Consider the following 16,331-nt stretch of genomic DNA (forward strand, 5'->3'; position numbering starts at 1 on the left):
CATTCCTCTTCAGGGCGTCGATATAGTAACCGCTATCCAGCCATATGGATAGTTACAATAAACGAATCTGAAACCGCTATAAATAGTTTGACAGGTTACCTTTTTCGGCGCAGCTTTTGAAAACGGTAACCCGTATATCAATCCAATCAAGTTACAAAGGCGACTTCATCATGACCCTTCCAACCCCCATCGTTCACTATCGCCATGTCGATGCCGACGGCGTACGCATGTTTTACCGCGAAGCCGGCGCCCCCTCGGCGCCGGTCATCTTGCTGCTGCACGGTTTCCCCAGCTCGTCGCATATGTACCGCGACCTGATCCCCTTGCTCGCCACGCGCTTTCGGGTGATCGCGCCGGACTTGCCGGGTTTCGGTTTTACCGAGGTACCGGCCGAACGCGACTACCCCTACAGCTTCGATAACCTGGCGATCACCGTCGGACATTTTGTCGATGCGCTGGAATTGACGCGTTACGCCTTGTACGTCTTCGACTATGGCGCACCCGTTGGCCTACGCCTGGCAGTGGCACACCCGGAACGCGTCAGCGCGCTGGTTTCGCAAAACGGTAACGCCTACCTGGAGGGCCTGGGGGACGCCTGGGCACCAATTCGCGCCTATTGGGCCGAACCGAGCCAGGCCAACCGCGAGGTGATTCGCAACGCAGTAATCAGCCTGGAAGGCACGCGCTACCAGTACCTGCACGGCGTGAATCAACCCGAATTGGTTGCGCCGGAGTCCTACATGCTCGACGTACTGCTCATGCAACGGCCCGGCAACGACGAGATCCAGTTGGACCTGTTCCTCGACTACCGCAACAACCTGACGCTGTACCCGGCGTTCCAGGCCTTCTTCAAGGCCACGCAAGTGCCGACACTGGTGATCTGGGGCCAGAACGATCCGTTCTTTATCCCGCCAGGTGCACACGCCTATCAAACCGACAACCCGAACGCCGTAGTGGAACTTCTCGACACCGGCCACTTCGCCCTGGAAACCCACGCGCCCCACATCGCCGAGCGGATTCACGCGGTGCTGGGAGACGCCATCAACTGATGGCACACCACGAAACGTGCCGTTCGTCCAGTGAATAAAACAGAGTGGCCGGGTGTCATGGGCCCTGTTAAAACAGGGCAAAGCCTCACTAACGCTGGAGAGACACCCCATGAGCACCTGGCCAGACACCCGCATTATCGACCTGCTGGGGATCGAATTGCCCATCATCCAGGCGCCCATGGCCGTGGGCACCACCACGGCCATGGTCATCGAGGCCAATAAAGCTGGCGCGCTGGGCTCATTGCCGGCGGCCGCACTGAGTCTCGCGCAACTGCGCGAAGCCCTGGCCGCCATCCGTGCGGCCAGCCCACGCCCGATCAACGTCAACTTCTTCTGCCACCAACCGCCAGCCCCCGACGCAGCGCGTGATCGCCGCTGGAAGGAGCTCCTGGAACCTTACTACCGCGAGTTGGGTGCCGATTTTGAGGCGCCGACGCCCGTGTCCAACCGCGAACCGTTCAACGAAGCCGCGTGCCAGGTCATCGAGGAATTCCGCCCCGAAGTCGTCAGTTTTCACTTTGGCCTACCGGAAAAAGCCCTGCTGGATCGGGTAAAAGCCACCGGTGCGAAAGTACTGTCCTCGGCCACCACCGTGGAAGAAGCGATCTGGCTGGAGCAGCACGGCTGCGACGCAATCATCGCCATGGGCAGTGAAGCGGGCGGGCATCGTGGCTTGTTTCTCAGCGATGACCTCAATACCCAGATCGGCCTGTTCGCCTTGCTACCGCAGGTGGTCGACGCCGTCAGCGTGCCGGTGATTGCCGCCGGGGGGATCGGGGATGCACGCGGGATCGTCGCGGCCTTTGCCCTGGGCGCTTCGGCGGTACAGATCGGCACGGCTTACCTGTTTACGCCTGAAGCCAATGTCACGCCTTCGCACCACCACGCATTGCGCCATGCCCAGGCCAGCGAAACCGCGCTGACCAACCTGTTTACCGGTCGTCCGGCACGGGGCATCGTCAACCGCGTGATGCGGGAGTTGGGTGCAATCAACCCAGCCGCCCCGGCATTCCCGACCTCCGGCGGAGCGTTGATCCCGCTCAAGGCCAAGGATGAAGCGGGTTTCAGCAACCTATGGTCCGGCCAGGCGCTGCGCCTGGGCAAAGACACTACCACCTATGACCTGACGCGCGAGCTGGCGGAGCAGGCCTTGGCCAAATTCAACCCATAGAACCTGTGGCAACTTTGCACTGTACCGGCAATGGCCAACCGCTATATATTCCCATACATAGCGGTTAAGCCTTCTACCTATAACAAGCCGTACACCCTCAAAGGAGCTGCTTCATGAAGATTCACGCCTCACGCCTGGCCATCCTGGTCGCCGCCCTCGCCTTCGGTTCGGCCCATGCCGATGAAGTCCAGGTGGCCGTCGCCGCCAACTTCACCGCACCGATCCAGGCGATTGCCGCCGACTTCGAAAAAGACACCGGCCACAAACTGGTCGCAGCCTACGGTGCCACCGGCCAGTTCTACACCCAGATCAAGAATGGTGCGCCGTTCGAAGTGTTCCTGAGCGCCGACGACACTACCCCGCAAAAACTCGAAACCGAAGGCGACACCGTCAAAGGCTCGCGCTTCACCTACGCCGTCGGCACCCTGGCGCTGTGGTCGGCCAAGGAAGGTTACGTCGACGCCAAAGGTGAGGTGTTGAAGAAAAACGAATTCAAGCACCTGTCGATCGCCAACCCGAAAGCTGCACCTTACGGCCTCGCCGCCACCCAAGTGCTGGCCAAGGAAGGTCTGACCGAGGAGGTCAAAGACAAGATCGTCGAAGGCCAGAACATCACCCAGGCCTACCAGTTCGTGTCCACCGGCAACGCTGAACTGGGCTTCGTGGCCTTGTCGCAGATCTACAAAGACGGCAAAGTCACCAGCGGTTCGGCGTGGATCGTTCCCGCCGCCATGCATGACCCGATCAAACAGGACGCGGTAATCCTCAACAAGGGCAAGGACAGCGCCGCCGCCAAGGCGCTGGTCGACTACCTCAAGGGGCCTAAAGCCGCTGCCGTCATCAAGTCCTATGGTTACGAGCTGGCCAAGTAAATGCCGTTATCGAGTGCCGATTTTTCCGCCATCTGGTTGACCATCAAACTGGCGTCACTGACTACCGTGATCCTGTTGATCATCGGCACTCCGATAGCCCTGTGGTTGTCGCGCACCCGTTCGTGGTGGCGCGGCCCCATTGGTGCCATCGTCGCCTTGCCGTTGGTGTTACCACCGACGGTCATCGGCTTTTACCTGCTGTTGACCATGGGCCCCAATGGCTACTTCGGCCAGTTCACCCAATGGCTGGGCCTGGGCACCCTCACCTTCAGCTTCGCTGGGTTGGTCATCGGCTCGGTAATCTATTCCATGCCGTTTGTAGTGCAGCCGTTGCAAAACGCCTTCTCCGCCATCGGCACACGCCCGCTGGAAGTGGCCGCGACCTTGCGTGCCAATCCTTGGGACGCGTTCTTCACCGTTATCTTGCCCCTGGCGCGGCCAGGGTTTATCACCGCCTCCATCCTGGGTTTTGCGCACACCGTCGGTGAGTTCGGCGTGGTGCTGATGATCGGCGGCAATATCCCGGACAAGACCCGAGTGGTGTCCGTGCAGATCTACGACCATGTGGAAGCCATGGAATACGCCCAGGCCCATTGGCTGGCCGGCTCCATGGTGGTGTTCGCGTTCCTGGTGTTGCTGGCGCTGTATTCCAGCCGTAAAACCAAGATGGGCTGGAGTTGATGTCGATGATTGATATACGTCTGCAACTCAAGTATTCGGGTTTTGCCCTGGACGTGGACCTGCATTTGCCCGGTCGCGGTGTGACGGCGCTGTACGGGCATTCCGGTTCCGGCAAGACCACCTGCCTGCGCTGTATCGCCGGGCTGGAGCGCGCCGAAGACGGCTTTGTCCAGATCAATGATGAAGTCTGGCAAGACAGCCGCAAAGAGTTGTTCGTACCGCCCCATAAACGCGCGCTGGGCTACGTGTTTCAGGAGGCCAGCCTGTTCCCCCATCTGTCGGTGCGGGCCAACCTGGAGTTCGGCCTCAAGCGCATTCCCCGTCAGCAGCGCCGTGTCGACATGGCCCACGCTACCGAGTTACTCGGTATCGGCCACTTGCTGGATCGCCATCCCCAGCACCTTTCCGGAGGTGAGCGCCAGCGCATCGGCATCGCCCGCGCCTTGCTCACCAGCCCCAGCCTGTTGTTGATGGACGAGCCCCTGGCCGCCCTCGACAGCCAGCGCAAAAGCGAGATCCTGCCGTACCTCGAACGCCTGCACGATGAACTGGATATCCCGGTGCTGTATGTCAGCCATGCCCAGGATGAAGTGGCGCGCCTGGCCGATCACATCGTCTTGCTCAGCGACGGCAAGGCCCTGGCCAGCGGCCCTATCGGCGAAACGCTGGCGCGGCTCGACCTGCCCCTGGCGCTGGGCGACGATGCCGGCGTGGTGATCAACGGCAACGTCAGTGCCTATGATGATCACTATCAGTTGCTCACCCTGCAACTGCCCGCCAGCGCCTTACACATGCGTGTAGCCCATGCGCCGTTGGCGGTGGGCAAAGCGTTGCGTATCAAGGTGCAGGCGCGGGATGTGAGCCTCAGCCTGCAAGCGGAGGAACACAGCAGCATCCTCAACCGCCTGCCGGTGACGGTCACGCAAGAGATTTCGGCAGACAACAGCGCGCATGTGCTGGTGCGCCTGGACGCGGGTGGTACGCCACTGCTGGCGCGCATCACGCGGTTCTCCCGCGACCAGTTGCAACTGCACCCCGGCCAGAGCCTGTGGGCACAGATCAAGGCCGTCGCGGTGTTGGCGTAAGCAACCTTTTGGCACGACCGCACACCGCTGCGGTCCATCAGACATACCGGCCTGATTTGTTGCCAAGGAACCCGCCCCATGTCCGACTCTGCGCTGCCCCGCGACCTGCATTACGTTGACGACACCCAGCCCGGCATCCGCCGCAAGACGCTGCGCGGCAAGTTCCAGTATGTCGACCCCAAGGGCGAACGCATCACGGATGCCGACGAGATCAAGCGCCTAAATGCCCTCGCCGTCCCGCCGGCCTACACCGATGTGTGGATCTGCGCCGACCCGCGCGGCCACCTACAGGCCACCGGCCGCGACGCCCGTGGCCGCAAGCAGTACCGTTATCACCCGCGCTGGCGCGAAGTGCGCGACACCGACAAGTATTCGCGGCTGCAGGAATTCGGCAGCGCACTGCCGAAATTGCGCAAACAGCTCGAAGCGCAAATAGCCGAACCCGGATTTACCCGCGAAAAGGTGCTGGCCACCGTGGTGACGCTGCTGGACGCTACGCTGATCCGCGTCGGTAATACCCAGTATGCCCGCGACAACAAGTCCTACGGGCTGACCACCCTGCGCACCCGTCATGTGGATGTAAAAGGCAGCGAAATCAAGTTCCAGTTTCGCGGCAAGAGCGGCGTCGAGCACCAAATCAGCGTTAAGGACCGGCGACTGGCGACAGTGGTCAAACGCTGCCTGGAATTGCCCGGGCAGAACCTGTTCCAGTACCTGGATGAGGATGGCGAGCGGCACACCGTCAGCTCCCAGGACGTGAATGACTACCTGCACAACCTTACCGGCGCCGACTTCACCGCCAAGGATTATCGCACCTGGGCCGGCACCGCCATGGCGTTGGCGGTGTTGCGGGAATTGGAGTGGCAGCCCGAATCCGATGCCAAACGGCACGTGGTGGCAATGGTCAAGGATGTCGCCAAGCAGTTGGGCAACACCCCGGCGGTGTGCCGCAAGTGTTACATCCACCCTGCCGTGCTGGAGCATTTCAGCCTCGGGGAACTCTCCAAGTTGCCCAAGCCGCGCCTACGCAAAGGGCTCAAGGCCGAAGAAGTGGCCTTGGCGATGTTTCTTGAGCAACTGGCGGCAGACTTGCCGAAAAAAGCCAAGACGAGTTAGGCTTTGCCTCCCCCCTCTGATCCGCAGGACGACCGCCGACGTGAACCACTAAGCCTTCCAAAATGTATCTGCAACGAGCCGCCTGGCGCGCTTGTTGGCCTGTCCGACATTTTTTTGGAGGTGCTGATGACTGACGTCAACCGGCTGCCCGTCCTTGTTTCCCTGCAACACCTGAGCTTCCAGTTCGCCAATGGCGAAACCCTGCTGGATGACTTGACCCTGTCCATCGATCACACACCTACCGGCATTGTGGGGCGCAATGGTCGAGGTAAAAGCATTCTCGCCCGCTTGATCGCTGGGCTGCTGGCGCCCTCCTCTGGCTCGCTGAATGGCCCGGGCCGAGTGATCTACGTTGCCCAGAGCATCGCGGTTGCGCCAGGGGAAACGGTCGCCGATCTCACCGGCACCGCAGTGATATTGGCCGCTCTTGAACGCATGACCCGAGGCGCCGCACAGGTCGAAGACCTGGAATTGATCGACGACCGCTGGGACCTGGCCGAACGCTTGCGCAGTGCCTTGGACGGCGCGGGGCTGTCGCAACTGGCTTTTGATTCCCCGGCCGACCAACTCAGCGGTGGCCAGTTGGCCAGGGTCGCGATCATCGGCGCGCTGCTGGCCGCGCCGCCGCTGCTGGTGCTCGACGAACCCACTAACCATCTCGACAGCGAAGGCCGCGCCTGGCTGCTGCGAGTACTCGGTGATTGGCGTGGCGGCCTTGTCGTCGTCAGCCATGATCGGCAATTGCTCAACGCCATGGCGCGCATCATTGAACTGTCACCCCTCGGCGTAAACGTCTATGGCGGCAACTACGATGCCTACCGCCTGCAGCGCGATGCCGAACAACAGGCCGCCATCGCCGCGCTGGACCATGCACGCCTGGAGCGCAGCCGCGAACGGCGTCGCCTGCAAAAAGACCACGACAGCCTGCAACGCAACGCCGCGCGTTCACGCAAGCATGCGGAAACCGCCAACGTCGACCGTTTTACCAAGGCGCGCTGGAAAGGTGCCGCCACCGAGATCGTCAGCACCGTGCGTAGCGCGCATTGGCAACATAAACACGAACTGGATGCCCAGGTGCGCCAGGCTTATGAACGGGTCGAAGATGAAACGCCGACCTTGTTGGCATTGCCCGCCTCAGCGGTGCCCAACGGGCGACAGGCGCTGTCGTTGGTGGACGCACAGTTGCCGTGGCTGCCGTCGACCTGTCTGAATGTGCATCTCGCAGGTCCGGTGCGCGTTGCCGTGCGTGGGCCGAACGGCTGCGGCAAGTCCACGTTGCTGAAGGTACTGGCCGGTCAATGGCAGGTCGTCGCGGGTGAATGCAGGGTGCATCTGCCCTGCGCCTACATTGATCAGCACCTTGCGCTGCTGGACGATCAGCGCTCCATCGTCGAGCAACTCAACCTGCTCGACACTCCCTTGGCCGAAGCCGAATTGCGTACACGCCTGGCCTTGCTGCAACTGGATGCCTTGCGCGTCACCCAACCCACCGGGCAACTCAGCGGTGGCGAACGCTTGAAGGCCGCGATGGCAATTGCCTTGTGGCGCGAAGTGCCGGCGCAACTGCTGTTACTGGACGAGCCCACCAACCATTTGGACCTGGAGTCGGTGATGGCTTTCGAGCAGGCGCTGCAAGGTTTCAACGGGGCGATGCTGGTGGTCTCCCATGACGCGGCGTTCATTCAATCGATCAAGCCCACCCACTTCCTGGATTGGCACGACACAGGTTGGTCGCTGGAGCCTGTCTGAGGTCATTGCACCGGCGCGTAAAGCGTCCTACGGTAGTGGCCGGATAATCTCACCGAGGAACCCGGCCCTATGCTGCCTTCGCCCCGCAAGCCTTACGCCAATGCTGCACTCGCCCACCGGCAACGCTGGCGTGGCCGGGTCGGGCTGATGCTGGTGGCCAGTCTGTCGGTGCTGGCGGGGATGACCGATGCCATCGGCTTCATGGCGAGCGGTGACTTCGTTTCGTTCATGAGTGGCAACACCACGCGTCTGGCGGTGGCGATCAGCGCGGGTGATCTTGGGCTGACCGGGCGACTGTTGTTGCTGGTCGCGACATTCGTGGTCGGCAACGCGTTGGGGGTGGTGGTCAGTCGAATGAGCCGTCGCCACGCCTTGCCATTGCTGCTGTGTATTGCGGCGTTGTTGTGCGGCGCGGCATGGCTGCCTTTCGCGGATGCGCTGCCCGCGCTGCTGGCGGCGATCATTGCGATGGGCATGCTTAATGCCGCTGTGGAAGAGGTCAACGGTTTGCCGGTGGGGCTGACTTACGTCACTGGCGCACTTTCTCGTTTTGGTCGTGGGCTGGGACGCTGGTTGCTCGGAGAGCGGCGCAGTGGCTGGCGCGTGCAGTTGATCCCATGGGCAGGCATGTTCGTGGGGGCGGTGATTGGCGCATTGCTGGAGCAGCAGATGGGCTTGAAGGCGCTGATGGTCAGCGGCGTGCTGGCGGGGTTGTTGGGGTTGGTGTCACTGAAGATTCCCCGTCGCTGGCACCTGGGTTACATGCCGCGTTGAAGAAAAGGAAGGATGCTCGCCCGACGTTTAAGCCTCGACGTCCGTGTACTGGTAAAGAGCCATCATGCCGGGCGAGCGGGTGAATCATAAGCTAATGCCCGGCGGCTGTCGTGCCAGGCATTTCCTAAATCGACTAAGGCAATGGATTACAGGCAGGTCGCGAGTGCGGCCAAACGACGCTTGGCGGGCATGTTGTCTTCCGCGGCATAGTACTTGATGGAAGAACCGGCACCCGCGCTTTGCACGTCGACGAAGTAATCGCCAGCAGTGGTGTAGACCGTGTAACCGCCCGCCGCGATCGGCTCTTTGAAGCCGCCGGCATCAACGCCGAACACGCTTTCGTCCTGCCAGCCGAACTGCACGCATTCGGCAACGACCAAGGTGGCCTTGTCCGAAGCCAGGGTCTTGTAGGGCGTGCCTGCGCGCGCTTCTTTCATCTTCGAACCCGCGCAACCGGCCAGGGCCGCCAATACCAGTGCGCCAATTACCACCTTGTGCATGCCATTGCTCCGTTGAAAAAAAACGCGACTGTACCATTGCCGCGGGCTGGACTGACGGCTGCATAAACTTTGTTTCACTGTAAAGGGAGAAGGTGCGGCCTATAGTGGCCACGCTCATTTTTAGAAGTCTCCCTTCGGCCCGCCCTCCCGCGGGCTTTTTTTCGCCTGGGCTTTAGAGCAACCAGCGGAACAGATAGAACAACGCCATGCTCAGCAACACGGTGACCAGCACATTGCGCGTCCAGAACATCAGCGCCACTGCGCTGATACCCGCCAGCAGATAGGGGTTGGCCGGGCTCAGGTTCAGATGATGATCCGCCAGGAAAATGATCGGCCCGCAAATCGCCGTGAGCATGCCGGGCACGGCAAACCCAAGAAACTCCCGTGCGCCCCGATTGAGGCGCACCGGCAGGCGCGGCTCGATAAACAGGTAGCGGTTGAGAAAGACCGCGAGGCCCATTATCACAATCATCAGGAAAATCATGGCTGCCCTACTCCCAACCGCTTGCAGGCGTAACCCGCGCTCATGCCCAACAGGCCGGACACCACTACCGCCGATTCCCAGTGCAGGAAGCTCAACCACACCGAAAACAGCAGTGACACGGCCACGCAGACCACCGTCGGAATATCCCGTACCACGGGCGTAATCAGCGCGATGAAGGTGGCGGCAATGGAAAACTCCAGGCCGAGTTGGTCGAGGCCGGGGATGCTTTTGCCGAGCACGATGCCCGCGAGGGTGAACAGGTTCCAGGCGATATAAAACGTCAGCCCGACGCCCAAGGCATACCAGCGGTTGAACGTCTCGCGGTCATAGTGGCTGACCAGGGCGAAGAATTCGTCGGTCAACAAAAAGCCCAGGCTGATGCGCCAGCGGGTCTTGAGGGGAGAAAGGATTGGCCGCAGGTGCATGCCATACAGCAGATGCTGGGAGGTCAGCAGCAAGGTGGTCAGCACGATGGAAATCAGGCTGGCGCCACTCTTGACCATGCCAATGGCTACCAGTTGCGCAGCGCCGGCAAACACGATGGCGGACAACCCCTGGGCTTCCAGCGGGCTGAATTGCGCATCGATGGCCATGGAGCCGGCCAGCAATCCCCAGGGTGCGCAAGCCAGGGACAAAGGAATAACGGCAATGGCGCCGCGAGCGAAAGCGTAATGCGGTAAGGCGGTAGGCATGGAAACGGCTCATCGACAGACAGTCGACAAGCATGCCAGCGCAACAACGGGCTTGTCTTGAACGATCTTGCTCAGGCGAGCCTGACCGACACCTGCTCTACCGAATCACGCGCTTCGCGCAACTCATAGGCATCCTGATTGAGCCGGTGAATCGTATTGAGCAGGCGTTGGCGCAGCACTTCATCGCCGAGTTTTTCGACGGCGCGCATCAGGTCGAACGCGGCGGTTTCGTTATTTTCCGCGACGGAATCGAGGGTCTTGCGCAGGTTGCGAGTGGCACGGGTCACGCGGGGTCTTCCTTCATCAGCAATGGGCAGGCACTTTAGGACATTCGTGTTTCATTTTAATTTCAAACACTTGTGGCGGATTTCAAGGCATTTGATCCATATCAATTGAAACAGGGTTTGACTGATACATATAGAAATACGTATATTCGGATAACCATATATACAAAGGCCTTGGCCATGTCGGACCTCATCTCCCCACCCACCCTCTTCAAATGCCTGGCCGACGCCACCCGTGCGCGCCTGACGTTACTGATCCTGCGTGAAGGCGAACTTTGCGTGTGCGAACTGATCCATGCCTTGGATGACAGCCAGCCGAAAATCTCCCGCCACCTGGCGCAACTGCGCAGTTGCGGGTTGCTGCAGGACCGTCGTCAGGGTCAATGGATCTACTACCGCATCAATCCTGCGCTGCCCGAGTGGGTGACGCAGGTGCTGCACACCACCCTGCAAGCCAACCAGCCATGGTTGCACAGCGACGCACAACGTCTGGATGCAATGGGCGACAGACCACAACGGGCCAGCGCCTGCTGCTGAGCCATCGGAGCCTTTATTCATGCTTGTCGCAATTGCCATTTTTATTTTCACCATCGTCCTGGTCATCTGGCAGCCCAAAGGTTTGGGCGTTGGCTGGAGCGCCACGATGGGCGCGATCCTGGCCCTGGCCTGCGGCGTGATCAGCCTGGCTGATATTCCCGTGGTGTGGCACATCATCTGGAATGCCACCGGGACCTTTGTCGCGCTGATCATCATCAGCCTGTTGCTGGACGAAGCCGGCTTCTTCGCCTGGACCGCACTCCACGTCGCACGCTGGGGCCGTGGACGTGGCCGACGCTTGTTTGCCTATATGGTGCTGCTCGGCGCCCTGGTCTCGGCGCTGTTCGCCAACGACGGCGCGGCACTGATCCTCACGCCCATCGTAATGTCGATGCTGCTGGCGCTGCGCTTTTCCCCGGCGGCGACCCTGGCGTTCGTCATGGGCGCGGGCTTTATCGCCGACACGGCGAGCCTGCCGCTGGTGGTGTCGAACCTGGTGAATATCGTCTCGGCCGACTACTTCAAGATCGGCTTCAACGAGTACGCCGCCGTGATGGTGCCGGTGAACTTCGTCAGCGTCGCGGCCACGCTGGCGGTGCTGCTGTGGTTCTTCCGCCGTGATATCCCGCAGACGTACGACCCCGCCGACCTCGCAGCCCCTGCCAGTGCCATCCACGACCGCGCGACTTTCCGTGCCGGCTGGTGGGTGCTGGGCATCCTGTTGGTAGGTTGCTTTGCCCTGGAGCCGTTGGGCATTCCGATCAGCGCGATTTCCGCCGTGTGCGCCGTGCTCCTGTTGGTGATCGCCGCCAAGGGCCACAAGATCTCCACGCGTAAAGTGCTCAAAGAAGCACCGTGGCAAATCGTGATCTTTTCCCTCGGCATGTACCTGGTGGTCTACGGCCTGCGTAATGCCGGCCTCACCACCTACCTGGCCACCTGGCTCGACACCTTCGCCACTTACGGCGTGTGGGGCGCGGCCATGGGCACCGGCGTGCTGACGGCGCTGCTGTCGTCGGCAATGAACAACCTACCGACGGTGTTGATCGGCGCGCTGTCCATCGAGTCCAGCCATGCCGTGGGCGTGGTCAAGGACGCGATGATCTACGCCAACGTGATCGGCAGCGACCTGGGCCCGAAAATCACCCCCATCGGCAGCCTCGCCACCTTGCTGTGGCTGCACATCCTGGCGCGCAAGGGCATCACCATCACCTGGGGCTACTACTTCAAGGTCGGCATTGTGCTGACCCTGCCGGTGCTGTTGATCACCCTCGCCGCCCTTGCCTTACGCCTGAGTATCTAAAGGAGATCGTTCCATGAAAGTCCTGTTCATGTGTACCGCCAACAGCTGCCGCAGCATCTTGTCCGAAGCGATGTTCAACCACCTGGCGCCGGAAGGTTTCGAGGCGATCAGCTCCGGCAGCTTTCCCAAGGGCCAGGTCCTGCCGCGCAGCCTGAGCACCTTGCAGGCCGCCGGTATCAGCACCGAAGGCTTGTACAGCAAAGGTAACGACGCGTTCGAAGGCAGCCCGCCGGACGTGGTAATTACCGTGTGCGACAAGGCGGCCGGCGAAGCTTGCCCGGTGTATTTCGGGCCAGCGGTAAAGGCGCACTGGGGGTTGGAAGACCCATCGGATGTGCAGGGTGACGATGCACGCGTGCAGGCGGCATTCGACGCCACGCTGAAGACCATTGCCACTCGCTGCAGGGCGTTTTTCATCCTGCCGTTTGCCGAGCTCAGCCCAACTGAACTCAAAGCAGAACTCGCTCGAATTGCCGAGCTGTAATCGGAGGCCCCATGACCACCCTGCCCAACCTGGACCTGTCCCTGTTCCCGTCAAAACCGGATGGCTCGGCCCAACCACCGCGCATCCTGCTGCTTTACGGCTCGACCCGGGAGCGCTCGTTCAGCCGCCTGCTGGTGGAAGAAGCCGCACGCCTGTTGCAGCACTTCGGCGCGCAAACGCGCATCTTCAACCCCAGCGGTTTGCCACTGCCCGACGATGCGCCGCGTGACCACCCCAAAGTCCAGGAACTGCTGGAGCTGATGCAATGGTCCGAAGGCCAGGTGTGGTGCTCGCCCGAGCGCCACGGCTCGATGTCAGCGGTGTTCAAGGCGCAGCTCGACTGGGTGCCGCTGGCCCTTGGCGCAGTGCGCCCGACCCAAGGCAAAACCCTGGCGGTGATGCAGGTGTCCGGCGGCTCGCAGTCGTTCAACACGGTTAACCAGTTGCGCGTGCTGGGGCGCTGGATGCGCATGTTCACCATCCCCAATCAATCTTCGGTGCCCAAGGCCTTCATGGAGTTCGATGATCAGGACCGCATGAAACCTTCCGCCCTGTACGACCGTGTGGTCGACGTGATGGAGGAACTGGTGAAGTTCACCCTGCTGCTGCGCGAGCGCCCCGAACTGGTGGACCGCTATTCGGAGCGCAAGGAAAGCGCCGACGAACTTTCGCACCGCGTTAATCAACGGTCGATCTGAGCCTGCTTGCCAGCGTATGCTCGTGCCTGTCTCCTGACCGAGTTGAATCGATGAGCGCCGTGCGACACGCCTGGCTGGGCCACTATGAAATCAGCAGCACCGCCTGCACCGGCCTGACTTTTGCCCGCCATAGCCATGATGAATGCGTGATCGGCGTGAACCTGCTGGGCGAAGAAAAAGTCTGGCTCGACCGTCGGGAATTCGACGCCGGGCCCGGCTCCATCACCTTGTATAACCCCGGCCAGATTCAGGGCGGCGGCGCGGCGGACGGCGCGCCCTGGCACTTTGTGAGCCTGTACGCCACGGCGGATCAATTGGCGGCGGACCTTGGGCTGGGGCACTTGGAGTTTGATCGTTCGCTGTGCTTCCAACCCGACCTTGCGCTGCGACTGGCGACGGCGATCAAGGGCGCGTTGAGTACCGATACGCTGGTTCGCGAACTGAATGAAGAGGCGTTAGTGCTGCTGTTGGGGGAAGTGGTGAATATCAGCGGTGTGCGCCTGCCAGGCAGCACCGGCACCGGCAAGCCTCTGATCAGTCGCGCCCAGGAACTGCTTGCCGAGCAACTGCATCAACCCTTGACGCTGGACCACCTTGGCGCTGAGATGGGCCTCTCCAAATTCCACCTGCTGCGCGCCTTCCAGAAAGAAACCGGGCTGACGCCCCGCGAGTGGGCCATGCAGTTGCGCACGCGCCGCGCCAAGGGGCTATTGCGCAACGGCATGGCCGCTTCCGACGTCGCTCATCACCTGGGCTTTGCCGATCAAAGCCACCTCAACCGGCACTTCCGCTCCGCCTACGGCATCACGCCGGGTCTTTATCAAAACGCTGTTAAACGCTGAACAGCGCAATCTGGTCCAAGACACCTCCTCGGCTCATCCTCACACTGCCTGCCATCTCTTGAAGGAATGTGGGCATGCTGACGATCTTCTTTTACGCAGTGGTATTCGGTTTTGTGTTCTGCCTCTCCCCCGGGGCTGTGCTGGCGGAAACCCTGCGCCGTGGCCTGCTGCATGGCTTCACACCGGCCCTGTTGGTGCAATTTGGCTCACTGGTGGGCGATGCGGTGTGGGCGGTGATCGGCCTGACCGGCATCGCCCTGCTGGTCCAGCATGATGCCGTGCGCGTGCCGTTGACGGTGGTGTGTGCGTTGTACCTGGCCTGGCTCGGCGTCCGCAGCCTGATCGACGCCTGGCACCTGCCGCAGGCAGATAGCGCGCCCGCCAGCACCCGACAAAAGGCACTGGCCACCGGGGCGGCGATCTCCCTGGCCAACCCGAAGAATATTGTCTATTGGGGCGCGCTGGGCAGCGCACTGTCAGGCATTGTCGGCACCACGCCCAGCCACGGGCAGACGCTGATGTTCTTTGCCGGGTTCATGCTGGCGTCAGTGCTGTCCTGCTTTCTGCTCGCGGGGCTGGTCAACCTGTTGCGCCAGAACGCCTCGCCCACCTGGCAGCGCATCAGCTATGCCGCCTGTGGGCTGGTGCTGATCTATCTGGCGATATTGGCCGCGCAAGGCATTTGATCAGGCTGGCCAGCGGCGATGCAGGTCATCGATGACGTAGGCGTGCCCGTGCATTCCCGCTTTATGGCGTGCCAAGTGCGGATGACCCACAGGCAGCTCAGGGTGTTCATGCACCACCGCAGGTTGCTCATGTTCTGGCCGCCAGAGGCTGGCGCAGGCGATCAGTGCCAAGGTCGCCACAAACGCCAGGCTGGCAAATGTCTGCGACATTCCGACGTTGGCACTGAGCCAGCCGGCCAACGGGTAAGTCAGCAGCCAGCAGATGTGCGACAACGCGAATTGCGCAGCAAACAACGCAGGCCGGTCTTCGGCATGAGCGGAGCGACGCAACAGGCGTCCGCCCGGGGTCTGCACCAGGGAATAACCCAGGCCCAGCACCCACCACAACAGCAGCATTTGTCGGTAATCCGACAGGTAGACACCCACGCTGAGCCCCATGATCAGCAATCCGCCGCCTGAAATCATCGCGGCGCGATCACTGAGCCGCGCCAGCACCCTCGGCAACACCAGCGCTGCCATCATCGAACCCGCCCCGAACGCGGCCAGCGCAAACGCCGTGAAGCGTTGCGGCAGGGCAAACCCCGACTGTACCAGCACCACACTGTTGACGATGACCATCGCACTCGCGGCCGCCACCGCCAGGTTGAGCGCGAGCAAACCGCGCAGACGCGGGGTCGCCAGGAAAATCCGCAGACCACGGGTGGTGCGGTCATAGATACCCCGCCGCACCGCCGCCCTGGCCTGCGGCAGCAGCACCGAAGACACCAGCAGCGCCGAGATCAAAAAGCCCGCTGACGTCCCGGCAAACAAGCTATGAAAGCTGATGATGCTCAGCAACATCGCCGCGAGTATCGGGCTGATCACGCTTTCCATGTCGTACGCCAGGCGCGCGAGGGACAGCGCCTTGGTGTACTGCGCCTCATCGGGGAGGATCTCGGGAATGGTCGCTTGAAAGGTCGGCGTAAATGCCGCCGAGGCTGACTGCAGCACAAAAATCAGCAGATAGACCTGCCAAATCTCCGTGACAAACGGCAACGCCAAGGCGACCAAGGCGCGGATCAGGTCCAGGCTCACCAGCATCGCCCGGCGTGGCAAACGCTCGGCAAAGGCTGCCGCCACCGGCGCAACGCCGATATAGGCCGCCATCTTGATCGCCAACGCCGTGCCCAGCACGGTACCGGCTTGATCACCCGCCAGGTCGAATGCCAGCAGCCCCAGGGCCACCGTGGTCAAGCCGGTGCCGATCAGCGCAATAATCTGGGCGAAGAACAGGCGCCGGTACGTCTTGTTTCTGAGCACATCGAACATGGGAATCTCCCCTCGC

19 protein-coding genes are annotated in these 16,331 nt (G+C 61.6%); 14 read left to right on the forward strand and 5 right to left on the reverse strand.

The window, feature by feature from the left end; translation table 11 throughout:
- Positions 1 to 170: 170 nt before the first annotated feature.
- The 8 genes from CI807_RS22890 to CI807_RS22925 all read left to right on the forward strand — a co-directional run bounded on the left by CI807_RS22890 (position 171) and on the right by CI807_RS22925 (position 8,497).
- Complete coding sequence (locus CI807_RS22890) at positions 171 to 1,049, forward strand: alpha/beta fold hydrolase (RefSeq protein ID WP_177409597.1); 879 nt, start codon at positions 171 to 173, stop codon at positions 1,047 to 1,049.
- 109 nt (positions 1,050 to 1,158) lie between these two features.
- Entirely contained in the window at positions 1,159 to 2,220 is a 1,062-nt protein-coding gene (locus tag CI807_RS22895; RefSeq protein ID WP_095016345.1) for a nitronate monooxygenase family protein, read from the forward strand.
- Positions 2,221 to 2,333: 113 nt separating this feature from the next.
- Positions 2,334 to 3,092 carry a molybdate ABC transporter substrate-binding protein gene (gene modA, locus CI807_RS22900; RefSeq protein WP_095016346.1) on the forward strand — a complete coding sequence of 253 codons (759 nt, stop codon included), beginning with the start codon at positions 2,334 to 2,336 and terminating at the stop codon, positions 3,090 to 3,092.
- Positions 3,093 to 3,773 carry a molybdate ABC transporter permease subunit gene (gene modB / locus CI807_RS22905; RefSeq protein ID WP_095016347.1) on the forward strand — a complete coding sequence of 227 codons (681 nt, stop codon included), beginning with the start codon at positions 3,093 to 3,095 and terminating at the stop codon, positions 3,771 to 3,773.
- A 5-nt stretch (positions 3,774 to 3,778) separates the two neighbouring features.
- Positions 3,779 to 4,858 (forward strand): molybdenum ABC transporter ATP-binding protein, encoded by a 1,080-nt coding sequence (gene modC / locus CI807_RS22910; RefSeq protein WP_095017606.1) that lies wholly within the window; start codon positions 3,779 to 3,781, stop codon positions 4,856 to 4,858.
- 78 nt (positions 4,859 to 4,936) lie between these two features.
- Entirely contained in the window at positions 4,937 to 5,974 is a 1,038-nt protein-coding gene (locus CI807_RS22915; RefSeq protein WP_095016348.1) for a DNA topoisomerase IB, read from the forward strand.
- Between the two features lie 126 nt (positions 5,975 to 6,100).
- The gene (locus CI807_RS22920; protein ID WP_095016349.1) at positions 6,101 to 7,723 is read left to right on the forward strand and encodes an ATP-binding cassette domain-containing protein; all 1,623 of its coding nucleotides are present in this window, start codon (positions 6,101 to 6,103) and stop codon (positions 7,721 to 7,723) included.
- Positions 7,724 to 7,792: 69 nt separating this feature from the next.
- Entirely contained in the window at positions 7,793 to 8,497 is a 705-nt protein-coding gene (locus tag CI807_RS22925) for a YoaK family protein (protein WP_095016350.1), read from the forward strand.
- Between the two features lie 146 nt (positions 8,498 to 8,643).
- On the opposite strand, the gene CI807_RS22930 is transcribed toward CI807_RS22925, so the two are convergent.
- The 4 genes from CI807_RS22930 to CI807_RS22945 all read right to left on the reverse strand — a co-directional run bounded on the left by CI807_RS22930 (position 8,644) and on the right by CI807_RS22945 (position 10,460).
- Positions 8,644 to 8,997 (reverse strand): hypothetical protein, encoded by a 354-nt coding sequence (locus CI807_RS22930; protein ID WP_061437008.1) that lies wholly within the window; start codon positions 8,995 to 8,997, stop codon positions 8,644 to 8,646.
- 172 nt (positions 8,998 to 9,169) lie between these two features.
- Positions 9,170 to 9,481, reverse strand: coding sequence for an AzlD domain-containing protein (locus tag CI807_RS22935; RefSeq protein ID WP_016974806.1), 312 nt, complete (start codon positions 9,479 to 9,481; stop codon positions 9,170 to 9,172).
- Entirely contained in the window at positions 9,478 to 10,173 is a 696-nt protein-coding gene (locus tag CI807_RS22940) for an AzlC family ABC transporter permease (RefSeq protein ID WP_038850981.1), read from the reverse strand. Before CI807_RS22940 ends, CI807_RS22935 begins: the two co-directional genes overlap by 4 nt.
- 71 nt (positions 10,174 to 10,244) lie before the next feature.
- Complete coding sequence (locus CI807_RS22945) at positions 10,245 to 10,460, reverse strand: hypothetical protein (protein WP_005788169.1); 216 nt, start codon at positions 10,458 to 10,460, stop codon at positions 10,245 to 10,247.
- Between the two features lie 177 nt (positions 10,461 to 10,637).
- On the opposite strand from CI807_RS22945, the gene CI807_RS22950 reads away from it, so the two are divergent.
- From CI807_RS22950 to CI807_RS22975, 6 genes are all read left to right on the forward strand, one after another.
- Complete coding sequence (locus CI807_RS22950; RefSeq protein ID WP_095016351.1) at positions 10,638 to 10,994, forward strand: metalloregulator ArsR/SmtB family transcription factor; 357 nt, start codon at positions 10,638 to 10,640, stop codon at positions 10,992 to 10,994.
- A 19-nt stretch (positions 10,995 to 11,013) separates the two neighbouring features.
- Complete coding sequence (locus tag CI807_RS22955; protein WP_095016352.1) at positions 11,014 to 12,297, forward strand: arsenic transporter; 1,284 nt, start codon at positions 11,014 to 11,016, stop codon at positions 12,295 to 12,297.
- Between the two features lie 13 nt (positions 12,298 to 12,310).
- The gene (locus tag CI807_RS22960; protein ID WP_095016353.1) at positions 12,311 to 12,781 is read left to right on the forward strand and encodes an arsenate reductase ArsC; all 471 of its coding nucleotides are present in this window, start codon (positions 12,311 to 12,313) and stop codon (positions 12,779 to 12,781) included.
- 11 nt (positions 12,782 to 12,792) lie between these two features.
- The gene (gene arsH, locus CI807_RS22965; RefSeq protein ID WP_095016354.1) at positions 12,793 to 13,479 is read left to right on the forward strand and encodes an arsenical resistance protein ArsH; all 687 of its coding nucleotides are present in this window, start codon (positions 12,793 to 12,795) and stop codon (positions 13,477 to 13,479) included.
- Between the two features lie 50 nt (positions 13,480 to 13,529).
- Positions 13,530 to 14,321, forward strand: a complete 792-nt coding sequence (locus CI807_RS22970; protein WP_095016355.1) for an AraC family transcriptional regulator — start codon at positions 13,530 to 13,532, stop codon at positions 14,319 to 14,321.
- 74 nt (positions 14,322 to 14,395) lie between these two features.
- Positions 14,396 to 15,007, forward strand: coding sequence for a LysE family transporter (locus CI807_RS22975; protein WP_095016356.1), 612 nt, complete (start codon positions 14,396 to 14,398; stop codon positions 15,005 to 15,007).
- Here CI807_RS22975 and CI807_RS22980 read toward each other — a convergent pair whose 3' ends face one another.
- Complete coding sequence (locus CI807_RS22980) at positions 15,008 to 16,315, reverse strand: MFS transporter (protein ID WP_095016357.1); 1,308 nt, start codon at positions 16,313 to 16,315, stop codon at positions 15,008 to 15,010.
- Positions 16,316 to 16,331 lie beyond the last annotated feature (16 nt).

It is taken from the genome of Pseudomonas sp. NS1(2017) (assembly GCF_002269425.1).
Taxonomy (GTDB): Bacteria; Pseudomonadota; Gammaproteobacteria; order Pseudomonadales; family Pseudomonadaceae; genus Aquipseudomonas; species Aquipseudomonas reactans.

What these genes read in the sequence shown, in the direction of transcription:
- CI807_RS22890 (WP_177409597.1), top strand. Translation starts at nt 171, where the DNA reads ATGACCCTTCCAACCCCCATCGTTCACTATCGCCATGTCGATGCCGAC.
- CI807_RS22895 (WP_095016345.1), top strand. Translation starts at nt 1,159, where the DNA reads ATGAGCACCTGGCCAGACACCCGCATTATCGACCTGCTGGGGATCGAA.
- modA (WP_095016346.1), top strand. Translation starts at nt 2,334, where the DNA reads ATGAAGATTCACGCCTCACGCCTGGCCATCCTGGTCGCCGCCCTCGCC.
- modB (WP_095016347.1), top strand. Translation starts at nt 3,093, where the DNA reads ATGCCGTTATCGAGTGCCGATTTTTCCGCCATCTGGTTGACCATCAAA.
- modC (WP_095017606.1), top strand. Translation starts at nt 3,779, where the DNA reads ATGATTGATATACGTCTGCAACTCAAGTATTCGGGTTTTGCCCTGGAC.
- CI807_RS22915 (WP_095016348.1), top strand. Translation starts at nt 4,937, where the DNA reads ATGTCCGACTCTGCGCTGCCCCGCGACCTGCATTACGTTGACGACACC.
- CI807_RS22920 (WP_095016349.1), top strand. Translation starts at nt 6,101, where the DNA reads ATGACTGACGTCAACCGGCTGCCCGTCCTTGTTTCCCTGCAACACCTG.
- CI807_RS22925 (WP_095016350.1), top strand. Translation starts at nt 7,793, where the DNA reads ATGCTGCCTTCGCCCCGCAAGCCTTACGCCAATGCTGCACTCGCCCAC.
- CI807_RS22930 (WP_061437008.1), bottom strand. Translation starts at nt 8,997, where the DNA reads ATGCACAAGGTGGTAATTGGCGCACTGGTATTGGCGGCCCTGGCCGGT.
- CI807_RS22935 (WP_016974806.1), bottom strand. Translation starts at nt 9,481, where the DNA reads ATGATTTTCCTGATGATTGTGATAATGGGCCTCGCGGTCTTTCTCAAC.
- CI807_RS22940 (WP_038850981.1), bottom strand. Translation starts at nt 10,173, where the DNA reads ATGCCTACCGCCTTACCGCATTACGCTTTCGCTCGCGGCGCCATTGCC.
- CI807_RS22950 (WP_095016351.1), top strand. Translation starts at nt 10,638, where the DNA reads ATGTCGGACCTCATCTCCCCACCCACCCTCTTCAAATGCCTGGCCGAC.
- CI807_RS22955 (WP_095016352.1), top strand. Translation starts at nt 11,014, where the DNA reads ATGCTTGTCGCAATTGCCATTTTTATTTTCACCATCGTCCTGGTCATC.
- CI807_RS22960 (WP_095016353.1), top strand. Translation starts at nt 12,311, where the DNA reads ATGAAAGTCCTGTTCATGTGTACCGCCAACAGCTGCCGCAGCATCTTG.
- arsH (WP_095016354.1), top strand. Translation starts at nt 12,793, where the DNA reads ATGACCACCCTGCCCAACCTGGACCTGTCCCTGTTCCCGTCAAAACCG.
- CI807_RS22970 (WP_095016355.1), top strand. Translation starts at nt 13,530, where the DNA reads ATGAGCGCCGTGCGACACGCCTGGCTGGGCCACTATGAAATCAGCAGC.
- CI807_RS22975 (WP_095016356.1), top strand. Translation starts at nt 14,396, where the DNA reads ATGCTGACGATCTTCTTTTACGCAGTGGTATTCGGTTTTGTGTTCTGC.
- CI807_RS22980 (WP_095016357.1), bottom strand. Translation starts at nt 16,315, where the DNA reads ATGTTCGATGTGCTCAGAAACAAGACGTACCGGCGCCTGTTCTTCGCC.